The sequence below is a fragment of the Sphingobacterium sp. LRF_L2 genome, from assembly GCF_965644235.1.
GTDB lineage: Bacteria > Bacteroidota > Bacteroidia > Sphingobacteriales > Sphingobacteriaceae > Sphingobacterium.
The window spans coordinates 13,461-37,442 of sequence record NZ_CBFFRI010000005.1 but is presented as its reverse complement, the minus strand read 5'-3'; the positions used below and the strand labels follow the sequence as shown (position 1 = coordinate 37,442).

The window sequence follows — 23,982 nt, the reverse complement described above, 5'->3', positions numbered from 1 at the left end:
GCATTATTTTTTGAAATACAATAATTTATCTGCTTAAATTTCGAAATATCTAATCTAGATTTCCCTTGTGCTTCTAAACAACATTATATATTCGTATTTTTACCCAATCATATTTTTCTATGTCAAAGATATCCATCATCACCATCGTCTACAACAATATCCGGGATATTGAGTTTACTATCCAATCGGTGGTCAAACAGACCTATAGAAACGTGGAGTATATCATTATAGACGGTCTTTCAACAGACGGGACGCTTGATGTCATAAAAAAATATAGCGAACACATTGATCTTCTCATTTCGGAGAAAGATAATGGAATATATGATGCCATGAATAAAGGGTTAGCAAAAGCAACAGGAGAATATGTGCTATTTCTGAATTCGGGTGATGAACTTTATGAAGCGACAACATTAGAAAAAATATTTTCCGGAGAGGAGGACGCGGACATCTATTACGGAGAAACAAAATTGGTTGATGAACATCGACAAATTTTAGGCGACCGTAGACATAAAACTCCTGAACACTTTAACTGGCGTTCTTTTCGCTATGGAATGAATATCTGCCATCAAGCCATTTATATTAAACGCAGTTTAACCGTGCCTTACGATACATCCTATAAGCTTAGTGCTGATATTGATTGGGTGATAAAGGCCGCAAAGAAGTCTTCTCACATCGTCAATGTCAATGACTATGTCGCTAAGTACCTCGTTGGTGGAATGTCACAAAAGCGGCATAAGCAGAGCTTAAACGAACGTTTTACAATATTTAAAAAGCATTATGGCACCATTCCTAATCTGTTGAACCATGGAGTCATTGCATTACGTTTACTTATTTTCAGATTAAAACATGGCAAGACAAGAGATTAATGGTATTAACCCCGAACTCCTAATAGAACTTGCAAAGACGAAGATGCCATTTGGTAAGTATGAGGGATGGCTCCTATGCAATCTGCCAGAGCCCTATCTTGTCTGGTTTAATCAAAAGGGATTTCCGAAAGGTAAATTGGGAATGCAATTAGCAACTCTCTATGAAATTAAATTAAATGGGCTAGAGTATCTGTTAAAACCTCTCATTAAAAAGTGACCCTTGTCAGGTTTTGGAATCTTTTTTTACGTACCTTTGCAGTAAATAATTTTAACACATTAAACGCCGTTTGCAGCGGTATCAATGCATATGAATACTTATCAGACCTTGCTGTACTATTGCTACAGCCCTATCGAAAATGCCGAAGAATTTGCGGCACAGCACTTGGAATTTTGTAAATCATTAAATCTTGTTGGCCGCATCATTGTTGCAGACGAAGGTCTTAACGGAACTGTTTCGGGATCACCGGACTCCTGTAAACAGTATATGGAAGCTGTACATGCTGACCCTAGATTTGCAAAAACAGAATTTAAAATTGATGACGTTTCAGAACTTTCATTCATCAAAATGCACTGTCGATACAAACCTGAAATTGTACACTCCGGTTTACGCGATCCAAAAAGCATAGATCCTAATCGCGAAACGGGGAAACATCTCGAACCTCAAGAATTCCTTGCAATGAAAGATCAAGAGGATGTCGTTGTGCTTGATGTACGTTCTAATTATGAACATAGCGTCGGTCGTTTTAAAAATGCCGTAACATTAGATATCGAAAACTTCAGAGAATTTCCCGAAAAAGTAAAAGAGCTAGCGCAGTATAAAGGCAAAAAAATATTAACCTATTGTACCGGTGGAATAAAGTGTGAAAAGGCCTCTGCTCTTCTTTTAAAAGAAGGATTTGAGGATGTTTATCAGCTTCATGGTGGCATCATCAAATACGGCAAAGAAGCCGGTGGCGAGGACTTTGAGGGTAAATGCTATGTTTTCGACAACCGGGTCACAGTGGAAGTAAATTCCGTTAACCCTAGCGTGGTGTCGACCTGTAAAAATTGTGGCAAAGTCAGTTCAAAAATGATTAACTGTGCCAATCCAGATTGTAACGAGCACTTCACGCAATGTGATGAGTGTGGATGGGAGATGCAGGGCTGCTGCTCTACAATCTGCACAGAGCACCCTAGAAAACGCCTCTACGACGGAACTGGCTATTATGTAAAAGTACCTCAACCCGTGAATTTAGAAAAAATTAGCAAGAGAAAACATAAGAATTTCCCTCCAAAGGAGCAAATAACAGCACACTAAGAACTTACAAAAAAAGCCTAGAAAAAATTCTAGGCTTTTTTATATAAGATCACTCGTTATATTAGTCTATAGTCGCCGCAGAAGTTTGCACAGAACGATCTACTTTCTTTACCAATCCCTGTAAAACATTTCCTGGTCCCACTTCTATAAACGCTTCTGCTCCATCGGCCAATATATGCAGAACAGTCTGTGTCCATCGAACAGCCCCCGTCAACTGAGCAATAAGATTTTCTTTAATTTTTGTAGGATCTGTGTACGATTTAGCATCCACATTTTGATAGATAGGGCACACAGGTTCCTTGATCTCTGTGTTTTCAATCGCCTGTTGTAATTCTACGCGGGCAGGCTCCATCAATGGAGAGTGGAACGCTCCACCAACATTCAATTTTAGAGCACGTTTTGCCCCTGCTTCTGTCAATAGAGCACAAGCTTTATCAACACCCTCAATCGTTCCAGAAATGACTAATTGGCCGGGACAATTGTAATTTGCTGCGACAACGATGTCCTCAACTTGTGCACAAATTTTTTCAACGGTTTCATCATCTAGACCTAAAATGGCTGCCATTGTAGATGGTTGAGCTTCACAGGCCTTCTGCATTGCATTCGCACGCTGTGCAACTAACTTTAATCCATCTTCAAAAGACAAAGCTCCTGCTGCTACCAAAGCAGAAAACTCACCCAAAGAATGCCCCGCAACCATAGCGGGCTTAAATTGATCGCCTAAAGCTTTAGCTAAGATAACCGAATGCAGAAAAATCGCAGGTTGTGTAACGTTAGTTTGTTTGAGATCTTCATCTGTCCCAGCGAACATAATATCCGTGATTCGGAAGCCTAAAATATCATTTGCTTGCTCAAATAGAGCTTTTGTTTCTTCGTTTAAATTATACAGATCCTGCCCCATTCCAACGAATTGAGCACCTTGACCTGGAAAAATATAAGCTGTTTTCATGAAAACTAATAATTAAAAAGTCAAACTTACGCAAATTCACCTTGAACAGCAATATATTCTCATTGCATATTAAGATGAATTTATGAAATTCACCACTGCCTTAAAAGATCATATATTTTACAGCGGGAATATAAAAAATCAAAAAATACAATTACAATGGAAAAAATCATCCCGCATCAGGGACAAATGTTAACGAGCTAAACTTTTGCATATCAAACACATCTTGAGCGGTTTTCAAAAGCTCTTCTGTAGATACCGCATCAATTTTTTCGAACACTTCTGTCAATGACATTACCCGATCATAATCCATAATGTTCTTCGCAACAGCGATAATCATGCTCATCCGATTTTCTTCTGCCAAGGCAATCTGTCCTTTAAACTTATGCTTTGCTTTTTGCAATTGACCTTCGGAAAAACCCTTAGACATAATCTTATCCAGCTCTCTAAAAACCAACTTCTTGGCCTTCTTTACTTTTTCTTCATCTGTTCCCAGATAAATAGTAAAGAGCCCTGTATCAGAAAAAACGGTATAATTTGATTCAATCGTATAAGCAATACCATGCTTCTCCCGTATAGAAAGATTTAATATAGAACTCATACCAAAGCCTCCCAACATATTGTTCAGCAGCAAGAGGCCTGTTTTTCGCTCATCATGCACACCATAGGCTGCTGATCCAACCATAAAGTGCACTTGGTTTATCGGCTTCGATTGTTCAATATGTTCACCAAAATTGAGTACCAGTCCTCCCCTCACCCTATCTGGAATATTGGATATAACAGGTTCAAAATAACGCCTAAGCATCTTCTCTACAACCTTCAATTCATAATCACCGGTAATTCCTATAATAATTTCATTCGTCCTGTAATTTTCTTTCAAAAAATCCTGTATATCAGACGTCTGAAAAGCCATCAAGTCCTTTTCTAGGCCCAAAATATTATGTCCTAGGCCAGAGTTTCGGTAGACTAGATCTTCATAATCATCTATAATTGATTCTTCTGGACTATCTAGATAAGAAGCCATTTCGTCAGCGATTACACTTTTTTCTTTATCCATTTCGTCCTCCGGGAAAGTAGAATGAAAGATGATGTCCTCAAAAAGGTCTAATGCTTTACTCAGGTGGGGTTTAAGGATAGAAGCATGTATACATGTATATTCTTTCGTTGTATAAGCATTTAAATCCCCGCCCACAGACTCTAGATAATTTAAGATCTGTTGCATTGAACGTCTTTCTGTTTGCTTGAAAAGAAGATGTTCGATAAAATGTGCCATCCCATATTTTCCATCTTTCTCATCTCTTGATCCTGCATTTACTACCAGACATGTATGTGTAATAGGAGATGATTGGCGATGAAATACCGCTCGGATACCATTATCCAATCGGATAATTTCATATTCCATAATATTGCTCAATGTAAAAAATTAAAGATAATAGTTCAAAATAGTCAACACGCCCCCATAATTATTTTGATTTGGACAGAACTTCTAAGTCAGGTTCATAACCAAGATGCAAAGTTACGGAATTCAAAATAAAAACGGCTGCAGTCCTTCAGAACTACAGCCGTAAAAATAGAACACATTAAATCTTACATACGAGGGGGTCGCATTCCTCCTGGCCCACGATTTTCTTGGAAAGGATTCATTCCGGAAAATTTCTGAAACTTATACGTGAAGGTCAACATAAAGTATCTTGCCAATCTATTGGTCTGACTATCCAAAATATAGTTATCCGCTACCGTCCTTGAGATGCTCGTTTGTTCGTTCAGTAAATCATATGCCTGTAGTCGAATAGCGCCACGCTGTCCTTTTAGCAATTTCTGTTCAACATAGGTATTTATAATAAACGGATTTGCATTCAAGCTTCCATAACCACTGTTAAATGTTTTTGAAACATCTACACCAAAAATCGTCGTAGCAGTTATATTAACCGAACCGATTAAAGAAGGCGTCCAAGATTGCACATTACGAGAGTTCTCTTCTGTCGAGTTTTTAGTATAATTATATACGTATCGAACACCAGGATTAATTTCTAAATTCTCTGATGGGTTATATCGAAACATAAGTCCTTGATTAAAAACGAGGTTATTCGCTATATTTTTCTCCCCTTCGGTCGCATCCTTGTCAGTCGAGATATAGGAAACATTTTTGTTGTAGTTCACACCTCCCATCAGCATGATATTATACGTTTTCTCCTTTATACTTTTGCCGAAATGATAAAAGGAATTGACGCTATAAACAGGTTCGGCTGTTTCATTTAAATACTTACTCTCTCTAATCAAACCTAAATTTCTACCAGAATCATCGTTATACGTTTTGTTAAAACTTACAATTTTATCATTCGTCAGATTCGCATTGACCATGGCGAAGAAAGTATTGCCTTTTTGGAAATCGCCGCTTCTAAATCGAACCTGCATTTGGTGCGTAAACTCAGGATTAAGCTCAGGATTTCCCAATGTTACCGTTGTCAGCTCTGTACTGACATTAAAGGGTAAAATCTGTGTCACCGATGGTTCGCTAGCTTTTCCAGAATAATTAAGAGTCAGGTTCTTCTGACGGGAAAATTTATACTCCAAGCGAGCAATTGGCATAATATTAAAATAATTCTTATCTATGGCCGCTGAGTTTGTACTGCTAAAAGCATTGCCACTTAGTATTGAGGGTTGCACGGCAGCTCCCAATGAATAAGTTAACTTGTCACCGTTATGGGCAAAGCTAGCTCCTACGCGATGCGATGTAAAAGAGTAATCGAAGTCATAATCGAAGTTTACATCTAGCCCCAAATCTGCATTTGTGATAGCCTCACCGTTCTGATCAAGAGCATTTTGCTTATCTTTATTATCGTATTTATTCTTATTTAAGTCGTACGTAACCTCAATTCTATTCTTCTCGCCGATAGGTTCTGTATAGGATAACGTTCCTCCAGCATTCCAGCTTTTATTACGGGCTTCACGAAGTGCTTTCCAATACACAGACTGCATTGTTTGATCTGCATTATTTGGATCTTGCACTTCAATATCTACAATTTTATCGTAATCAGCCTTCTTAGGCGAATTATCGTAATTGAAATTCATAAAAAAGTTTCTTCCAGCATCATTCAACTTTCGGTTATACAATCCACTGATACTGTATCTTGGTATAGATTCACTGGATCCGGCAATTTGTGTCTGACTATTATTAAATACATCACCTAAATAGCTTGAGGAAGTCGTCAAAGAACTGGCTGTGTTATCTCCAAATCCCAATTGTGGTGAAATCTTAATATAATCTTTGTCGGAAATATTCCACTCTAAATTCGCCTCGAAACGGTGATTTGCATTTATCGTATTACTGGTATCATTCGAATTATCAAATTGCGTCACATTGTCCAACTTCGTTTGCCGAATAGAACCTCCTACAACATCATTATCATCACGACCAAAGGAATAACTCCCATATAATTTTAATTTATCGCTAAAGTCATGACGAACATTTAAACCGATAGATCCTGTATTCGTGAGGCCACTTGTTCCCGACCAAGGGTTGCCACCTCGTCCGCCGCCCCCACCTTGTCGATTTCTTGCTCCTCCGCCCATAGAACTGAAATCAAACAAATTTGCGTTCATATTATTCATATTTCCTAATACAGACACTTGAGTTTTATTATTCAACGCCATCAACATTCCCGTAGCCTGGTAGCGGTCCTCTGTACCGCCGCCTACTCGAAGGGTTGTCATATACCCTTTGTTATATTGGGGATCAATCTCGATATTTAATACTTTTGTAGACTCGCCGGTCTTATTCCCTGTCAAATTCGCCATATCGCCATAATCATCGATGATCTGCATTTTTTCGATAATATTCGCCGGCAAGTTTTGTGTGGCCGTTTTCACATCTCCACCAAAAAAATCCTTTCCATTGATGCGCACCCGCGTTACCGATTCTCCTTGAGCCGTAACATTTCCATCTTTATCTACTTCTACCCCCTGCAATTTCTTCAACGCATCCTCCGCAACAGAACCCTCCCGTAATTTTAGATCTTTCGTTGAATACTCTACTGTATCTCCCTTGACCTGCACGGTTAAAACACCGTCGACAACAACCTCTTCTAACATATTTTCAATGCCTTGAAGTTCGAAAGAAGGGATAATCAATCTTTCCTGATTCTCTGGAAAAGTAATCTCTTTCTCGAAGGGCTCAAAACCTAAACTCGTTACTTTTATCTTAAACAATGCTGCGCTTACATTGGAAAATTTAAAAATACCAGCCTGCGAAGAGCTTGTACCCATCGTATCCTGTCCCACAATCAATTGTACCGAAGCGCCGGCCACTACTCGAGACTCTTTGTCTCTTAGCATCCCTTGCACAGCTCTCCCTGTCTGTCCGTAAACATCCATATGGCATAGAACGAATACTAAGCTTAAAATCGTAAAAAAATGTTTCATATAGTTCATTATCTCTTTTCAAAATTAATCTATTGTTGTCTCCAATAACACCGATAGCGGAGGCCTACCTGCCTTTTTAGACGATTGTCGATGATGACCACGGGCCTTACGCGCGGCCTGTATATTCTTCGATCTCTGTGTATGCTTATTTGAAGCTAGAAGGCTGTCGTTAATACCTATTTTTAGCGTTAAAAGATTGTTCGTAGCTTTGACGACATTTTTAGGAATTACCGCCTCGTACCGAAGTCCACTGTCATCGAGATTGACCGATGATTTTAGACCATAGTCATTGTTAACGGACAAGATCCCGTCAGGTACGGTCAAAAAGCCGCTCACATAATATCCTCTAGCTCCTCTAATCAACTCTTGCAAGTAGCTGACTTTCGTTTCGAAGTCAGAAGACTTTACAGCGCGCTTCGTCTCCCCATCAGGAAAAGGAAAAATGAATTGCATACTGCTCTTATTTTTTTGATCGTTAGGAATTTCAAAAAGTAGGCCATTCCAAGCAGCAATATGCTGCAATTGCGGATCAACAATATGCATGGCGATATAAATGTTTAGCGGATCTTGGGCAAGTTGATAGCTCCATCCAGCAGCACTATCTACAGTAACTAATGACGGCCAATCTTGTAAATCTGCATCGACTGTAATGCTTTGATTGGATAGCATTTGAAACTTTTGTTTCTTTTGCGCCCAGATTTGACTACTTAAACATAGAAACATACATACCAAAAAAAATAATTTCATTATCCAACTTTTAGCTGTCCTACAATAAAATATAAATCACAAAATCTATCTACAAAGAAAGAGAGAAGAAATGTAAAATAGTGTAAACAGCAGGCTATCACAGAGAAGTTACATGTTTTTTGTAAGTTTGTATCATGTTAATTTCTACATTTCAACAGCAGTTTGTCGAGGCTGGATGCGACGAAGCTGGAAGAGGGTGTTTGGCCGGTCCAGTGTTTGCTGCGGCCGTCATATTTCCGGCAGATTATTCCAATGCGCTATTGAATGACTCTAAGCAGTTATCCGAAAAGAAGAGAATGAGCTTACGACCAATCATTGAACAGGAAGCGCTAGATTTTGCCGTAGCCAGTGTATCTCCGGAAGAGATTGATCAAATCAATATCTTAAATGCTTCTTTTCTGGCGATGCACCGCGCCTTAGATATGTTGAAAACAAAAGCGGCATACATTATCGTGGATGGAAACCGATTCAAATCTTATCAAGACATTCCCCACCAGTGTATCATCAAAGGAGATGGCAAATATTTATCTATTGCAGCAGCGTCTATACTCGCAAAAACTTATCGCGATGAATACATGGACAATTTGGCATTAGATTTTCCAAATTATGACTGGCTTTCGAATAAAGGCTACCCTACAATAAAACATAGAAACGCTGTACTTGAGTTTGGCTTATCACCACATCATAGAAAAACATTCAGAGTGACAGATCCCCAACTCAAATTATTCTAAAAAAAAGCCTCCGATTAAATAAAATCGGAGGCTTTTCTAAAGCTAATATATTAAACTATATTTTATAACAGACAGAGCATGTTATATGTATCGTTCTTATAAAACCCGTTTCTTACGACTACCCATCCAAATGGCAAATCCAATACCTAAAACCAAAACAACAGAAGCTATTAAGGATAAGATGTTACTTATGCGCATTGAATCTGGTGCAAAAACAAACTCAATGCTATGATTGCCTCCAGGAACCTGTAGGGCACGCAAAATATAATCTGCTCTGATAATAGGCACTTCCTTACCATCAATATACGCTTTCCATCCTTTTTCATAATAGACTTCAGAAAATACGGCAAAGGCATCATTAGGAGAAGTCGATTCGTATTTCAATGTATCCGGATGGTACGAGACCAATTTAATTTCGGCATTTGGAGATTGTCCTATTTTAGCCCCCGTCAACTGGTTTCTGAAACTTTCATGTACAAACGCTTCCTTTTTAGGATCAAAACTACTAATAGCCTGCATTTCTTGTGCATTATCCTTAACAAAGGTTACCTTATTTACAAACCATGCATTGCCTGCGGCCGTACTTCGACGTTGTATTTGTTCGGTCCCATTTTGCTGGTTTTGCGTAATGAGGTATCGAACATTGAACATATCCAAAACGTCTTCATTGATTGCTCCATTAAATTGATGCTCTAGAATTTCTTGAAAACGCATCAACTTTGCAGCATGATACCCTCCAATACTCTTGTGGAAAAAAGAAGCTCTTGCATCCGAGAAAGGATTTGTCGTTAAATCCAGTACCCGGTAGCTCGGATCTTTATCTAAGCGGATCAACTGATCTACCTCACGCTCTTTGATATGGGTCATTCCAGTTTGTGCAGTCACAAAAGAATCGTTATTCAGGTAACGTTTATCAACGGACCATAAATCAGCGAGGATAATCACACCTAATACCGCAACAAAGGCTGGCATACCTATTTTTTTCTTCAAGAAAAGCCAAACTAAACCAAAAGTTAGAAGGACGATAAGAAAAGAACGGTATGCATCTTTACTAGCTAAAGAAGATCGATCCTTTACCAAAGCATTCACAACTTGGTTTGCAGCACTTTTATCACCAAACATCTGTTCAACTGCGCTTACAAATTGTTGATGCGAGGAGGTCTTAAAATCCAGAAACAAACTTGGCACTAAACCAACGAGCAAACAGATCCCGCCGACTCCAATGAAGCTATAAAGGACTTTCTTATCTAATTTTGGAATTTCAGCAGACTTTGTTAATAACTCATTAACGCCTAAAATAGCTAATAATGGAATTAATATCGACGGAATAACAAGAATAGATTCTACTGCCCTGAATTTATTGTACATCGGGAAATAGTCAAAAAACAAGTCCGATATCAATGGGAAATGACGTCCAAATGCTAAAAATATACACAAAATGGTCGCCGTTAATAACCACCATTTCATTCTACCTTTCACGATTACGGCACCTAAAACAAACAAAAAGATTACAGCGGCCCCAAAATACCAAGGACCAGAAGTAAAGGACTTTTCTCCCCAGTAGGTTGGCATTACCTGATTCGCAGCCTGCAATGCTTGCCCGATCGGAACACCTAACTTCGTCATCGTCGTAACGACTTCTGATTTATCATCGAGCACGCCACCAGATTTACCTCCATAAGCATTTGGAATCAAAAAGGTGATATTCTCTCGCACACCTTGGCTCCATGCATAAGCATACTCTTTATCCAATCCAGAATTTCCGGTTCCTTCATCTACCTTTTGTATATTCGCTTTTCCACGAATTGTCAACTTACTATACTCGTAAGTAGGATAAAGAACAGACGCATTCACCAAGACAGCAACCACGATAGCACCTACCTGTAGAGCTGATGCTTGTATAAAAGGCTTAAGTTTTTTGTCACGAATAGCGTAATAAAGTTCAAATAGAACAAATACAAGCAATGCTATAAGCAAATAATAGGTCATTTGAACGTGATTTGTCCGAATTTCCAATGCCATAAACAACGCAAGCAAAGCCGTTCCCCATATCCGATTCCCTCTGTAACATAGCAGAACGGATCCAATAATAGGAGCTATATACGCGATAGCGTAAGCTTTATTGACATGTCCTGCTTCTATGTAGATGAAATTATAGGATGTAAAAGCTAAAGCGACAGCACCTACAGCGGCAAGCCAGGGTTTTAAGCGTAACACAGAAAATAAAAAGTAGCCCCCCAACAGATATAATAAAACCACATCGGTAGGAACTGGAAATACCGAACGTATACCCTTTCCAATATAGGTCGTTATGTTATTTGCATGATCGTACCAAATTTGATAAGTTGGCATTCCTCCAAACATCGCATTCGTCCACAGCGGAGTAGTTCCATCTTTCGCTTTGTAGTCAAAAAGTTCTTTCTGGCTTCCCTCTGCCTGCATGACATCATGCTGGGACAGTGTTTTACCTCCAAAAATTGGCGAGAAATAGAAAAACACCAGCACAATAAAGATCGCTATAATAATGAGATGTGTAGAATTGTCCTTAAACCACTGTTTCATATGTAAATAATTATTTATAAGTGTTAGATTTCATTGGAATAAATGAGCTCGTTTCACTCGGTTTGTTTTTTAAAGGTCATATGGAATGTTCAGATTATTTTCATTCGTGTTTGTGCTTTGCAAGCATGGACATTTCATATGAATATTATTATTTATGAGTGTTAGATTTCATCGAAATAAATGAGCTCGTTTCACTCGGTTTGTTTTTTAACGGTCCTATAGAATGTCCAACGCACTTCAAAAAGTCTCTTCTCACCTTTACTTTCGTTTGAAAGCAAATCTAGTGAAACTCTTCTCCTGCGAACAATTCTGTTGCGTGCCAAAAATATAGAAATGAATTGAGATTTTTAGTATAAATGTACTAATCAACAGCCGGACTCAAAAAGAACATCCTTAAAGGACCAAAATCAGCTTAGAAAAGCTATTAGTCTACGTGTTGTATCAATCGTTTGATATCCGAGAGCTCTCCAAAAAGGACAAGCATATCATTTTCTATTAATACTGTTTCTGAAGCGGCGATACCAGACGCTTCTTTGACCTGCACAACCTTTCCCTTCACAATCTTTTCAGAAAGCGAGACTGTTGTCAACACAATAACTTTAAACTTATTCGTTAAATTCGCTTCTCGTAACGTCATACCCACATAGCGCAAAGGGACTCGGGTTTCTACTATGCTGTAACGATCAGACACTTTAAATGAATCAATGATATCAATATTATCTAAACGCATAGCTAAACGCTCAGCTGCTTCCTCTTCGGGCATTATATATTCGTCAATCTGCATCGCCTGTAAGACCGTCTTCTGTAATTCGGAAACGACACGACCTATAATACGGTTTACCTGAAGTTGTTTTAGCAGTGCTGTAGTAAGTAAAGAAGCACCCTCATCTTCTCCAATAGCGACAATAACAGCATCACTCTCTTTCAAAGGCAGCGAGGTCATCGCCTCGCGATCGGTGGTATCCATGCAAACCGTATGGGTTATTTTGTCTTTCAATTGCTCTACAATATCCAACTTTTTATCTACCGCAATTACTTCATGCCCCTGCTCTGTCAGATGAACAGACAGCGATTTTCCGAAATGTCCTAATCCTAAAACTATATATTTCATGCTAAAACAATATCTTTTCTGTGGGATAAATATAACTTTTGTTCTTTGTGTTCTTGATAAATGCGACCAAAAGTGTGAGCATACCGACACGACCGACGAACATCGTAAATATAATGATGATTTTTCCTGTAGATGATAACGATGGCGTCACACCGAGACTAAGTCCACAAGTCGTATAGGCAGAAACCGTTTCAAAGAGTAGGTCTTTCATTTCCTTGTCAGGATCAGAAAAATTTAACAAAATAAAGCTAAAGCCGATGGTCAGAATAGACAACAGTATAATAGCAAAGGCTTTATTTACAGATTCTGGCACAATCCGCCTTTTGTAAATTTCGACAGATTCTTTTCCTCTAGCTAAAGCAAAAATATTCAATACGGCTAATGCTAAGGTCGTAACCTTGACACCTCCTCCTGTAGAACCTGGGGACGCTCCTACCCACATCAGTGTTACGACCATAATTAATGTGGGGCTCGCCAAGAAATTCATATTTACACTGTTAAATCCCGCTGATCTAGAAGAATTCGCCATAAAGAATGATGTTACCCATTTCCCCCATAAAGAGGTATCGTCGGCGATCGTATGACTTTGCTCAAGAAGGAAATAGGAAGCTGTAGCAAGAACAACTACAATTCCATTACATAACAAGATAAAACGTGTATTAAATGTGAAGGCCCTTCGTTTGGGTAATACCTGTTTTCGACGAAAAACATTTTGTAACAACCGCTGGAACCATCGTTTCAAGAAGGTATAAAAATCAAACACAGTGCCGAATCCCAATCCTCCGAGCACAAAGATGCCAGCAATACATAACTGAAAACTATAGTTAAACCTATACGCCTCGTTATGAATCCCATTATCCAGTATAGAAAATCCAGAATTACAGAAAGAAGAAATGGCATAGAAAGCCGCAAAGAATATGCGATCCCCTGTCGTATCAAAAAGGGAGACATCCAGTGATAAGAAAATCAAAACGCCACCAACAAACTCAAAAAACAACGTAATAAAAATAATGGTCAACAAAGTCGTGATAACGGAATTCAACTTACTCTCTCCAAGAATTTCGCCAAACAGGAGTTGATTCTTATACGAAAATCCTCCCGAAAAAAAATAGCCAAAAAAACCTGTAAATGTCATGATTCCTAAGCCCCCAACTTGTATCAACAAGAGGATAATTGTTTGACCGAACAACGAGAAGTTTGTAGCAATATCTGTTACTGTCAATCCTGTTATACACACGGCACTTGTCGCCATAAAAAGCGCATCAACGAAACGGAGGGGAGCCAATACTGTTGTACGAGGCAGCATCAGCAAAACCGTTCCTAACAGAATAAGGGCGATAAAGCTCAAAACAAAAAGAATCGTGGGATTAAAATAGAAATTATCGAAAAATAGACTATTCCTAGACAATTCAGAAAGAAACGCGATAGCAATACCAAAATATATCCACTCTAATTGGGAGAAATGGTCCAGATTGTTTAGTCTTACAAATACAACAAATAGAAAATAAGCTGTTAGCGAAAGTCCCAGTACATGTGAGACATCTATCTTATGTTTTGTTGTTAAGGAGGCGGCAGTCCTTATTCCTCCCAAAAAGAACAAAACGTAGAACATTCCAACCACGATCCTTTCCGAGGTATTGGCCAATACTCTGTCGGTGATATAGCCTATGTGGATAAGTGCCATAAGTGCACATACCATAGTCACATAGAACATAATTTGATCGACTAACTTATTCCTATATTTTATTAGATATTTAAAAAAACCGATAACAGCCCCCATACCCAACAAACTTAAAAATTATTGTAATACCTAACGAATAAGTCCGTACCTATTCTCCCTCTTCTTCTTTCTGTTTCTTAAATACGCGATTAAAAAATCCCTTTGTTTTTTTCACTTTTCCCTGTGTCTCCTCTAAGGTCTTTTTTGCTTTTTGCGCCGTACCGACCAGCCTATCCTCTCGCTCTTGGCTTATGCCTGCTGTTTGCTTGATCCCATCCAAAAGACTCTGCCATAGATTTTTGAAGAACGTATGTTCTGGTACTCTTTTGTGATTTACTTTACCTATGTGGTATTTTTCATTTGCATCGGGATTGCTATCATTGATAACCAATTGATTTACTAAGAATGACAAAAACTTCTTCGACTTTCGTTCACCTTCCTCATTCAACAAATTAATTTTCAAATCATTGTAATCAAAGCGAAAATCTCCCCACGTCCGATAATCGGTACCCTCCATATTGAATTTTACGCTCTTGATATTGCCCGATGCTACCTCGACATTTAGAAGGGGGGTTAATACTTTATTGAATAACCGCGCCTGCATAGGTTTTAAATCTCCACTATAAGTGTAGGCTCCATTTTCACTTGTCATGTCAAAAGAAAATTTTGCATGCAATTGGCCGCTGTTCATGACAGCAGCTCGAAGATCGGCTTTTAAGTATTTATTCTTCGCCAAAGAAGCCTTATTATTCGTAACATTGGTCAATACCCCACTAGCCTTATTAAATGTGATCTCTCCCTCCTTACCATATTTTCCACTCATCTCCCCATAGATGACGTCGATATTTTCTACGAAAATACGATCAAGCTCAATGCGTTTCTTAGCCCTTAATAATTTCTGATGCGGCGCTTCTCCAATTTGTAAACGTGGTGTTTTGGGATAGCGCTTATCCCCGAAAAGCTTCACATAACCATTCTTAATCTGTACTTTTTCGGCCAAGGTGTGCTGATTATCGATCAGTGCTTTAAAATCCAATTTTTCCATACGTAAGGTATCAAAGTGTAGCTGGGTCATCGTCACATTCGCCCCTCGTTTTTTGAAATAAGCGGACCTATCCATTACGGGCTGATAATACACGTCTGTGAGTAAAACATTCTGATCTTGCGTATTGATTTTTAACGCATCAAACTTCGCCATGTAAAACCCATCGGCAAAATTATAGGTAAACCCAGGCACTAAAACCTCTACCATCTTCGTGTAATAAAACCTGCTTGTATCGGCTAAAGATGTCTCATCGATCAGGACATCACGTACCTTTATCTGAATATCTTTTACCGCAAAGTCAGCCGATTTGCCCTCCTGCACTTTACGATACTTAAATTCAACATTATCTAACGCTATGTCACTGACATTTATAGCATGTAAAACGTCTTTAAAACTTTCATAAAGCGTTTTTTTTGTTTTATTCGACAACGTATCATTATAGCTATGGTAAGTATTTGTCAGATATACCGTCGGGCTTTCTAAACGGATAGATTTGATTGTTAGCTTCCGATTCGTCAATATATCCAAAATGCTGAAGCGTTTTATTTTTAATTCTTTTAGACTTATTTGGTATAAATTATCCGGTGCTTCTTTCAGCATCTCCAGTTTCGCATAGACGCCCGAGTCCGGTTTCAACGCTGCATTCTTTAACGTCACATTTCCAATAGCCAAATTTAGCTCCAACGCATCATACGTCAACGTATACAAACTATCTGTTGCATTGTTTACAACTTCTGAAAGCTTCTGTTCTAGAATGGGCTTCCAATTATTGGAGAAATACCAAATCGCCCCGCTCAGGGCGACAACAATAACCAGAAAAACACCTAGAATCCATTTCCAAATTGGTTTCATACAAATCTTATTAATAATCAGACAAGTGCATCCCCCCTCTATTCAACAAGAAAATGAAGAAGAGATCACAAAGAAGAGACAAAATTTAGGCCATTATGTTTTGTATAACAACAAAATATTAGCTACGGCTATCTTGATTATTATAGATACTGAGGTAGCTCTCATAACGAGAGCTTTCGATTTCGCCAAGATCAACAGCTTCCAGAACAACGCATCCTGGTTCATTGATGTGTCTGCAATTATGAAAACGGCATTGATTTAATCGCGAGCGCATTTCAGGAAAAAAGTGCGACAGTTCTCCTTTTTCTATATCAACAATCCCCAATTCTCGAATACCGGGTGTATCGATGAGCTTTCCTCCAAAGGAAAGTTCAATCATCTCAGCAAAGGTTGTTGTGTGTTTACCTTTATCTGACCAATCAGAAATTTCTCCTGTCCTCAAACGAACGGAAGGTTCAATAGCATTAATCAATGTTGATTTGCCTACACCAGAATGGCCGGAAACTAAGGTTGTTTTATTTGTTAATAGACGACGAATCTCGTCAACATGCGTCCCCTCCTGGGCCGAGACTTTATAACATGGATAACCTATCGATTCGTATATCGCAGTATAGTCTTCGAGTATTGCGAGACCTTCTTCAGAAAAAAGATCCAGTTTATTAAAAATAAGTATAGCAGGAATACCATAGGCTTCCGCTGTCACTAAGAAACGATCGATAAAGCCCAATGAAGTTGGGGGGGAGGCTAATGTCACGACAAGGAATGCCTGATCCAGATTTGCCCCTATTATTTGTGTTTGTTTGGAGAGATTCACAGATCTACGGATGATATAATTCCGACGAGGTTCAAGTTCGGTAATCACGGCGCTTTCTTGATCTGGCTCCAGATCATAATGCACCCAATCTCCGACAGCAACAGGATTGGTGGTCTTTATTCCCTTTGTGCGAAATTTCCCCTTGATACGACATTCTATTTTCTGTCCATCTTCCCCTAAAACGGTATACCAGCTCCCCGTCGACTTTGTTACTAATCCGCGCATATGGATAAGACAAGAATGTTCATATATTCAAATATCATTTTACAAAAATGATAAATAAAACTTTATTAAACTGAAAGAATAGGCTTTTTTTTCCCGACGGATTTTCAAATGAACACTATTTTTTAAAACAAAGCAATAAGCTTACTTTCTTTATTTTCCTACCTTTGTCATAGACGAACAAAATATATATAGGTGAAAAAATTATTTCTTTTAGATGGCATGGCTCTTATATACAGAGCTTATTTCGCATTGAACAAGGTTCCGCGCCTGACGTCTTATGGACTAAATACCGGCGCAATTATGGGGTTTACGAACACCCTTTTAGAGCTGTTAAAAAACCAACAACCCACACATCTAGCCGTCGTATTTGACACCGAAGCACCAACGAATCGTCACCTCGAGTTTGAGGCTTATAAAGCCCACCGCGAGAAAATGCCAGAAGATCTAGCAACTTCTATTCCCTATATACACCGTCTAATAGAAGGCTTCAATATACCCGTCATTACGAAAGATGGCTTCGAGGCCGATGATATCATTGGGACTTTAGCAAAAAAAGCTGAAAAAGCTGGCTTTACAGTATATTGTATGACTCCTGATAAAGATTTTGGCCAGCTGGTATCGGACAACATCTTTATTTATAAACCTGCCCGTATGGGTAATGGAGCAGAAACACTGGGGGTTCCAGAAATTCTTGCAAAATGGGAAATTAAAGATGTCTGTCAGGTTATAGACATCCTGGGACTCTGGGGAGATGCCGTTGACAACATACCTGGCATACCTGGAGTTGGTGAAAAAACTGCAAAAAAACTGATACAGGACTTTGGCTCCGTAGAAGGTATTATAGAGAATAGTCATCTGCTCAAAGGAAAATTAAAAGAAAACGTAGAAACCTTCGCTGCTCAAGGTTTAATTTCAAAAAAACTGGCAACCATACTTTTAGACGTCCCTATTGAACTCGACGAAGATGCATTCCAGATCAAATCGCCCGATCGCTCTTTACTAGAGCCTCTATTTGCTGAGCTAGAATTCCGCACGCTAGGCAAACGCGTATTTGGGGATGATTTTAACATATTAGAAGGCAATACGAAAGTTAACAGTGGACAAATGGATCTGTTTGCACCTGTTGACAAAATACAGAACACTCCTACAGAAACAATAGAGCCCATTGTCCCGAGTTTAAATATTCATAATACAGCACACGACTATATTCTAGTAGACACGTTGCAAGAGCAGCAGGAACTTGCGGTTTTACTCGGTGGATTAAATAGTTTCTGTTTCGACACGGAGTCTACTTCTTTGGATCCGCTAACGGCAGACATCGTAGGCATGTCTTTCTCTTTTGAAAAAGGAAAGGCATATTATGTCCCTACTCCCCTTACGTTTGAACAGGCAAAAGCGACAATAGAAATCTTTCGATCTGTTTTTGAAAATATAGCGATTGAAAAAGTGGGACAGAACATCAAATATGATATTCTTCTATTATCAAAATACAATATCAACGTACAGGGGCCACTCTTTGATACCATGATTGCGCATTACCTAATTGATCCGGATACGCGACATAATATGGATATTCTAGCCGAGACCTACTTAGGCTATACACCTGTCTCGATAACAGAACTCATCGGACCAAAAGGTAAGGGACAGCTCAATATGCGGGATATCCCCGTTGAACAGGTAAAAGAATATGCTGCAGAAGATGCTGATATTACATGGCAACTCCATGAAGTATTCAAACCTTTACTTGCGGAGACCCAAACGCTTAAACTTGCACAAGAGGTCGAATTCCCTCTAATCTACGTCCTAGCAGATGTTGAAAAAAACGGCGTTCAAATAGATGTAGAAACATTAAAGATCTTTTCTGTATCGTTAGAACAGGATATCAAGAGACTTGAACAGACGATATACGAAAAAGCGAGGGTTCAGTTCAATATCGCTTCACCAAAGCAGTTAGGCGAAGTTCTTTTTGATAAATTGCAATTAGACCCAAAGGCTAAAAAAACAAAAACTGGACAGTATAAAACAGGAGAAGACGTTTTAATGACGTTTGCCCATAAATCAGACATCGTTCAAGATATTCTCGATTTTCGTCAACTACAGAAATTAAAATCGACTTATGTAGATGCTCTTCCGGGATTAATAAATAATGCTACAGGATTAATTCATACCTCTTACAATCAGGCCGTGGCAGCCACTGGTCGCCTAAGCTCTACCAATCCCAACTTACAGAATATTCCGATTCGGACAGCGAAAGGACGTGAAGTTAGAAAAGCATTTATTCCTCGAGAAACAAACCATGTTTTACTTTCAGCCGATTATTCTCAAATCGAGTTACGATTAATTGCGGAGCTCAGTGAGGACAGCAATATGCTGGATGCTTTCCAAGCGGGACACGATATCCACCGTGCAACTGCTGCGCGCGTATATGGACTTCCTTTTGAGGAAGTAACATCCGATCAACGTCGCAATGCTAAAGCCGTGAACTTTGGTATTATTTATGGGCAATCAGCGTTTGGCCTTTCTCAAAGTTTGGGAATAGCCCGGAAGGAGGCCGCAACAATGATTGATCAATATTTCGCACAGTATGCTGGAATTCGCCAATACATGACAAAAGCCGTTGAGTTCGCGAAAGAAAATGGCTATGTAGAAACCATTTTGAAACGCAGACGTTATCTAAGAGATATCAATTCGGCCAACATGACTGTTCGAGGTTTTGCAGAAAGAAATGCTATAAATGCCCCTATACAAGGCTCAGCTGCCGACTTGATTAAAATCGCGATGATAAATATTCAGCGTGATATTAAACAGAAAGGATTGAAAGGAAAAATGATTATGCAAGTACATGATGAGCTTGTATTTGATGTTCCAAAAGAAGAAATAAAACAATTTAACGAAATCATCAAAGATCGCATGCAACATGCTATCGCGTTGAAGGTCCCTATCGAAGTAGAAATAGGAGAAGGAAGCAACTGGTTAGAAGCGCATTAATCATGAAACTCGTAAACATATTTTTAGTATTCATCGTAATCTCCTCTTCCGCTTGGGGGCAAGTAGATCCATCTAAGAGAGATACTCTTTTCGAAAAGGCCCCACTGGATATGGTTCGTTTCTACTACGACAACCATTATTACCTCGTGGATAAGGATTGTGGATTTAAGTCCATTGAACGTCTCTCCCAGTTTATTGTATCGAAAAATGTTTTTCATGGAGAATTTAAAGATTTCGACAATAAGGGTACAATCATATTAACGGGCTATTACAATCAAGGTGTTAAGGAAGGGAACTTTAAGGCTTATCATCCAAATGGAAAACTAAAATGGGAAGTTGCATTCAAAGAAAACAAACCTATTGGCGATTGGAAATATTATTATCCAGATGAAAAGCCTATGTTAACCATCAATTATGATGAACCGACAGGACGTGTGATTGAATTCTGGGATCGCTTGGGAAGACAACGTGTAATTGCTGGCGAAGGGAATTATCAGTTTAAAATGCCCTTCGAATTTTACAATGAGTATGGTTTCCCTTTCTTTGAACGAAAAGGCAAAATAAAAAATGGTCTCCCTGCGGGTTATTGGACAACAAATATGGTTGATGATAAAGAAAAAAAAGTCTTATTTACCGAAGAGGTTTATGATAAAGATGGAACGCTCACCGAAGGGTATAATCTTTTTTTAGACGCACCTTATCGCATCCCATTAACGATTGTACCTTCAAACCCTTTCCTATTGGGGGAGAAATTAATTTCAAAACCTTGTAAATTTGATGATTACAGCGGATTCAATGCTTATTTATCCGATAAATTCAATGCTGCATTTCGAGCAAACCCAAGTTTCCAAAATATGGAGGATGATTTCGCCTACAGGGTATCACTGGAAAAGGATGGTACTCCAGCTATTATCACGCTAAATCACCCGCTGAAGATTACAGCACTTAACAAATACATAGAGATCATCGCAAAAGATATCCCTTTTTACTTTCCTTCATTGAACAATCAGGGTGAGCCTATAGAAGATACCTTAACCATATCTGGCAAATTAAATATAAGTGAAGCTGGAGTCTTTAATTTTTACAACTTTAAAATCGAAAGAGAAGAACAACGTTAGCGGAGTTCAATGAATGTTATATATTTGCAAAAAAATACAAAATGAAATTTCATAAAGAAGGATATACCAGTTTAGCACTCGTTGTATTATTTGTTTTCATTATCAACGCTATCGCAGACTATTACGATGCCCCATCGTATATACAATGGTTTTTGTATGTAATTTCTGCATTCTTGGTCGTTGTCATTCTGCAATTTTTTAGAAGTCCCCTAAAAAAAATCACGATTAATGACAATGTTGTATTATGTCCTGCAGACGGAAAGGTTGTCGTTATTGAAGAGACCGTCGAAACCGAGTACTTCCAAGACAGAAGAATTCAGGTTTCTATTTTCATGTCGCCCATCAATGTACATGTCAACAGAAATCCGATTAGTGGAATCGTATCCTTTTTTAAATACCATCCAGGAAAATTCCTTGTAGCTTGGCATCCAAAATCCTCAACAGAGAACGAGCGAACGACAATTGTTGTGAAAGACAAACAAAATAGAGAAGTTTTATTCCGTCAGATTGCCGGAGCAATGGCCAGACGTATCGTTTGGTACGTAAAAGAAGATAGCTCTGTAAATCAAGGAGATGAATTTGGCTTTATCAAATTTGGATCCCGCGTTGATCTTTTTCTACCTCTAGGCACAACGGTCAACGTGAATATCGGAGACAAAGTTGTCGGTGGAAAAACAGTGATAGCGACATTTTAACATTATTTTAATACAAGATTTGTAATTTAGGCTTCGTTATACGAAGCTTTTTTTATGACTTTTAGAGTTTTCATTCTCCTTATAGCTGGCAGTATAGGTTTAGCCATTGCTTTGACAGATTATCTTCATCGAAACAATCCGAGTATTGCCTTCTTGATATTTTTAATCACGGGGCTTTTTAGTTTCGTGGTATTACTCAATTTGTTCGAACGATTCGTTTACCAACGTATTAGGAATGTTTATAAGCTAATCCATAACCTGAAACTGGGAAAAGATCTAAAGGATGCATTGGGTGAGCATATTGCCGATGACCCTATTGCCGATGCCGAAAAAGAAGTGCGCGACTGGGCAAAACAAAAAGCTTCCGAAATTAATAAGCTCAAAGAACAAGCACAATTTAGAAAAGAATTCCTCTCGAATATTTCTCACGAATTCAAAACACCTCTTTTTGCCACCCAAGGATACATTGAAACCTTACAGGATGGTCTGATTGATGACGACCCTGATATTGCGAAAAACTTTCTGGAAAAAGCTGCTCGTAATCTTGACCGCTTGAGTTTTTTAATCCAGGATCTAGACGAAATATCCAAACTGGAAACCGGTATCATCTCGTTAACCATAGAAAAATTTGATATCGTTTCTTTGATTAAAGAATGCATGGAAGATTTGGAAGGAAAGGCAGCCATAAACGACATTCATATCCGGTACAAAGGCAAAATAAATCACCCCATATTTGTTAGAGGCGACCGTAAGCGTGTTCAGCAAGTACTTATCAATCTTATTCACAATTCGATCAAATACGGAAAAAAAGGCGGAAACACCAGTATATCTATTTTTCCGCTTTTTGAACAAGTTTTGATTGAAGTGACGGATAACGGATTGGGAATAGAAGAAAAAAATCTTCCCCGCGTATTCGAAAGGTTCTACAGAGCCGACAAGAGTCGTTCGCGCGAAATAGCGGGCTCTGGTCTAGGCTTGGCAATAGTCAAACATATTGTGGAGGCGCATGAACAGAATGTTCATGTACGAAGTACAGAAGGTATAGGAACGACATTCGGTTTCACATTGGACCAAGCGAAAAATGCTTAAAATGAGATTTCTGTTACATCAAGACTTTAAAACTTAACACTAACTTAACATATCATTCATAATTTTGTACAAAATTAAACACTATGTCTTTGAATAGCATTTTTCAGTATTTCGTTCCAAAGGATAAAAAATTTTTCCCTTTGTTTGAACAAGCAGGCGCTAACCTTATCGAGATGGCAAAACTGCTGCAAGAAACAGTTTATTCCACCGATTTAAACAAACGCGCAAGTCTGAATAAACAGTTGGAAGACCTCGAACATAAGGGCGATAACATTACGCATCAAATACATTTAGAGCTTGGCAAAAATTTCATTACGCCATTTGATCGAGAAGATATCCACGCCTTAGCAAGTTCTCTTGACGACGTTGCGGATTTCATTCAAGGCGCTTCAAACCGTATGGAACTCTATAAAGTCCATACGCCTAGCCAACCAATGAAAGAGATTACAGATTTAATTGTAGAAGCTACAGAACATGTGGCTACAGCAATCAATGAACTAAAAGACTTAAAAAACATCCGTAATATTACAGATTCCTGTGTACGCATTAATAGCGTGGAAAATAAAGCGGACTATATTTTTGATAAAGCTGTGGGCGAATTGTTTGAATATGAAAAAGATGCTATCACGCTAATTAAAAACAAGGAAGTACTTTCTGCAATGGAAGATGCTACAGACAAATGTGAAGATGTAGCTAACGTTTTAGAGAGTATTTTAGTTAAAAATGCGTAAGCGTCTTAAGAAAGCATAACAAT

18 protein-coding genes are annotated in these 23,982 nt (G+C 38.6%); 9 read left to right on the top strand and 9 right to left on the bottom strand.

Going from position 1 to position 23,982, the window contains the following annotated elements; genetic code table 11:
- Positions 1-119: 119 nt before the first annotated feature.
- From ACSZOX_RS11630 to trhO, 3 genes are all read left to right on the top strand, one after another.
- Positions 120-866: a glycosyltransferase family 2 protein gene (locus ACSZOX_RS11630; RefSeq protein ID WP_437920146.1), complete on the top strand. Its 747-nt coding sequence runs from the start codon at positions 120-122 to the stop codon at positions 864-866.
- Complete coding sequence (locus tag ACSZOX_RS11625; RefSeq protein ID WP_437920144.1) at positions 847-1,083, top strand: DUF3820 family protein; 237 nt, start codon at positions 847-849, stop codon at positions 1,081-1,083. The genes ACSZOX_RS11630 and ACSZOX_RS11625 overlap by 20 nt, the downstream gene beginning before the upstream one ends.
- Positions 1,084-1,173: 90 nt before the next feature.
- On the top strand, positions 1,174-2,163 hold the full coding sequence (trhO, locus tag ACSZOX_RS11620) for an oxygen-dependent tRNA uridine(34) hydroxylase TrhO (protein ID WP_437920143.1): 990 nt from the start codon (positions 1,174-1,176) through the stop codon (positions 2,161-2,163).
- A 61-nt stretch (positions 2,164-2,224) separates the two neighbouring features.
- Here trhO and fabD read toward each other — a convergent pair whose 3' ends face one another.
- The 4 genes from fabD to ACSZOX_RS11600 form a co-directional block, all read right to left on the bottom strand.
- Positions 2,225-3,112: an ACP S-malonyltransferase gene (gene fabD / locus ACSZOX_RS11615; RefSeq protein ID WP_437920142.1), complete on the bottom strand. Its 888-nt coding sequence runs from the start codon at positions 3,110-3,112 to the stop codon at positions 2,225-2,227.
- A gap of 166 nt (positions 3,113-3,278) precedes the next feature.
- Positions 3,279-4,511: a M16 family metallopeptidase gene (locus tag ACSZOX_RS11610; RefSeq protein WP_437920141.1), complete on the bottom strand. Its 1,233-nt coding sequence runs from the start codon at positions 4,509-4,511 to the stop codon at positions 3,279-3,281.
- A gap of 185 nt (positions 4,512-4,696) precedes the next feature.
- Positions 4,697-7,531, bottom strand: coding sequence for an outer membrane beta-barrel protein (locus ACSZOX_RS11605; RefSeq protein ID WP_437920140.1), 2,835 nt, complete (start codon positions 7,529-7,531; stop codon positions 4,697-4,699).
- Between the two features lie 24 nt (positions 7,532-7,555).
- Complete coding sequence (locus tag ACSZOX_RS11600) at positions 7,556-8,278, bottom strand: hypothetical protein (RefSeq protein WP_437920139.1); 723 nt, start codon at positions 8,276-8,278, stop codon at positions 7,556-7,558.
- Between the two features lie 134 nt (positions 8,279-8,412).
- Here ACSZOX_RS11600 and ACSZOX_RS11595 point away from each other — a divergent pair, with 134 nt between their 5' ends.
- Positions 8,413-9,009: a ribonuclease HII gene (locus tag ACSZOX_RS11595; protein ID WP_437920138.1), complete on the top strand. Its 597-nt coding sequence runs from the start codon at positions 8,413-8,415 to the stop codon at positions 9,007-9,009.
- Positions 9,010-9,105: 96 nt separating this feature from the next.
- Here ACSZOX_RS11595 and ACSZOX_RS11590 read toward each other — a convergent pair whose 3' ends face one another.
- The 5 genes from ACSZOX_RS11590 to rsgA form a co-directional block, all read right to left on the bottom strand.
- Positions 9,106-11,571 carry a YfhO family protein gene (locus ACSZOX_RS11590; RefSeq protein ID WP_437920136.1) on the bottom strand — a complete coding sequence of 822 codons (2,466 nt, stop codon included), beginning with the start codon at positions 11,569-11,571 and terminating at the stop codon, positions 9,106-9,108.
- A gap of 424 nt (positions 11,572-11,995) precedes the next feature.
- A complete protein-coding gene (locus ACSZOX_RS11585; RefSeq protein ID WP_437920135.1) occupies positions 11,996-12,682 on the bottom strand; it encodes a potassium channel family protein in 687 nt (228 codons plus the stop codon).
- A gap of 1 nt (position 12,683) precedes the next feature.
- Positions 12,684-14,366 (bottom strand): TrkH family potassium uptake protein, encoded by a 1,683-nt coding sequence (locus ACSZOX_RS11580; RefSeq protein ID WP_437920134.1) that lies wholly within the window; start codon positions 14,364-14,366, stop codon positions 12,684-12,686.
- A gap of 145 nt (positions 14,367-14,511) precedes the next feature.
- Entirely contained in the window at positions 14,512-16,299 is a 1,788-nt protein-coding gene (locus tag ACSZOX_RS11575) for a hypothetical protein (RefSeq protein ID WP_437920132.1), read from the bottom strand.
- Between the two features lie 118 nt (positions 16,300-16,417).
- Positions 16,418-17,338, bottom strand: a complete 921-nt coding sequence (rsgA, locus tag ACSZOX_RS11570; RefSeq protein WP_437920131.1) for a ribosome small subunit-dependent GTPase A — start codon at positions 17,336-17,338, stop codon at positions 16,418-16,420.
- A 192-nt stretch (positions 17,339-17,530) separates the two neighbouring features.
- On the opposite strand from rsgA, the gene polA reads away from it, so the two are divergent.
- The 5 genes from polA to ACSZOX_RS11545 all read left to right on the top strand — a co-directional run bounded on the left by polA (position 17,531) and on the right by ACSZOX_RS11545 (position 23,959).
- Positions 17,531-20,326: a DNA polymerase I gene (polA, locus tag ACSZOX_RS11565; RefSeq protein ID WP_437920130.1), complete on the top strand. Its 2,796-nt coding sequence runs from the start codon at positions 17,531-17,533 to the stop codon at positions 20,324-20,326.
- A 2-nt stretch (positions 20,327-20,328) separates the two neighbouring features.
- Complete coding sequence (locus ACSZOX_RS11560) at positions 20,329-21,444, top strand: toxin-antitoxin system YwqK family antitoxin (protein ID WP_437920128.1); 1,116 nt, start codon at positions 20,329-20,331, stop codon at positions 21,442-21,444.
- A gap of 41 nt (positions 21,445-21,485) precedes the next feature.
- A complete protein-coding gene (locus tag ACSZOX_RS11555) occupies positions 21,486-22,139 on the top strand; it encodes a phosphatidylserine decarboxylase family protein (RefSeq protein ID WP_437920127.1) in 654 nt (217 codons plus the stop codon).
- Between the two features lie 54 nt (positions 22,140-22,193).
- Complete coding sequence (locus ACSZOX_RS11550) at positions 22,194-23,228, top strand: sensor histidine kinase (RefSeq protein ID WP_437920125.1); 1,035 nt, start codon at positions 22,194-22,196, stop codon at positions 23,226-23,228.
- An 83-nt stretch (positions 23,229-23,311) separates the two neighbouring features.
- Positions 23,312-23,959, top strand: a complete 648-nt coding sequence (locus ACSZOX_RS11545) for a DUF47 domain-containing protein (protein ID WP_437920123.1) — start codon at positions 23,312-23,314, stop codon at positions 23,957-23,959.
- Positions 23,960-23,982 lie beyond the last annotated feature (23 nt).

What these genes read in the sequence shown, in the direction of transcription:
- ACSZOX_RS11630 (WP_437920146.1), top strand. Translation starts at nt 120, where the DNA reads ATGTCAAAGATATCCATCATCACCATCGTCTACAACAATATCCGGGAT.
- ACSZOX_RS11625 (WP_437920144.1), top strand. Translation starts at nt 847, where the DNA reads ATGGCAAGACAAGAGATTAATGGTATTAACCCCGAACTCCTAATAGAA.
- trhO (WP_437920143.1), top strand. Translation starts at nt 1,174, where the DNA reads ATGAATACTTATCAGACCTTGCTGTACTATTGCTACAGCCCTATCGAA.
- fabD (WP_437920142.1), bottom strand. Translation starts at nt 3,112, where the DNA reads ATGAAAACAGCTTATATTTTTCCAGGTCAAGGTGCTCAATTCGTTGGA.
- ACSZOX_RS11610 (WP_437920141.1), bottom strand. Translation starts at nt 4,511, where the DNA reads ATGGAATATGAAATTATCCGATTGGATAATGGTATCCGAGCGGTATTT.
- ACSZOX_RS11605 (WP_437920140.1), bottom strand. Translation starts at nt 7,531, where the DNA reads ATGAAACATTTTTTTACGATTTTAAGCTTAGTATTCGTTCTATGCCAT.
- ACSZOX_RS11600 (WP_437920139.1), bottom strand. Translation starts at nt 8,278, where the DNA reads ATGAAATTATTTTTTTTGGTATGTATGTTTCTATGTTTAAGTAGTCAA.
- ACSZOX_RS11595 (WP_437920138.1), top strand. Translation starts at nt 8,413, where the DNA reads ATGTTAATTTCTACATTTCAACAGCAGTTTGTCGAGGCTGGATGCGAC.
- ACSZOX_RS11590 (WP_437920136.1), bottom strand. Translation starts at nt 11,571, where the DNA reads ATGAAACAGTGGTTTAAGGACAATTCTACACATCTCATTATTATAGCG.
- ACSZOX_RS11585 (WP_437920135.1), bottom strand. Translation starts at nt 12,682, where the DNA reads ATGAAATATATAGTTTTAGGATTAGGACATTTCGGAAAATCGCTGTCT.
- ACSZOX_RS11580 (WP_437920134.1), bottom strand. Translation starts at nt 14,366, where the DNA reads ATGGCACTTATCCACATAGGCTATATCACCGACAGAGTATTGGCCAAT.
- ACSZOX_RS11575 (WP_437920132.1), bottom strand. Translation starts at nt 16,299, where the DNA reads ATGAAACCAATTTGGAAATGGATTCTAGGTGTTTTTCTGGTTATTGTT.
- rsgA (WP_437920131.1), bottom strand. Translation starts at nt 17,338, where the DNA reads ATGCGCGGATTAGTAACAAAGTCGACGGGGAGCTGGTATACCGTTTTA.
- ACSZOX_RS11560 (WP_437920128.1), top strand. Translation starts at nt 20,329, where the DNA reads ATGAAACTCGTAAACATATTTTTAGTATTCATCGTAATCTCCTCTTCC.
- ACSZOX_RS11555 (WP_437920127.1), top strand. Translation starts at nt 21,486, where the DNA reads ATGAAATTTCATAAAGAAGGATATACCAGTTTAGCACTCGTTGTATTA.
- ACSZOX_RS11550 (WP_437920125.1), top strand. Translation starts at nt 22,194, where the DNA reads ATGACTTTTAGAGTTTTCATTCTCCTTATAGCTGGCAGTATAGGTTTA.
- ACSZOX_RS11545 (WP_437920123.1), top strand. Translation starts at nt 23,312, where the DNA reads ATGTCTTTGAATAGCATTTTTCAGTATTTCGTTCCAAAGGATAAAAAA.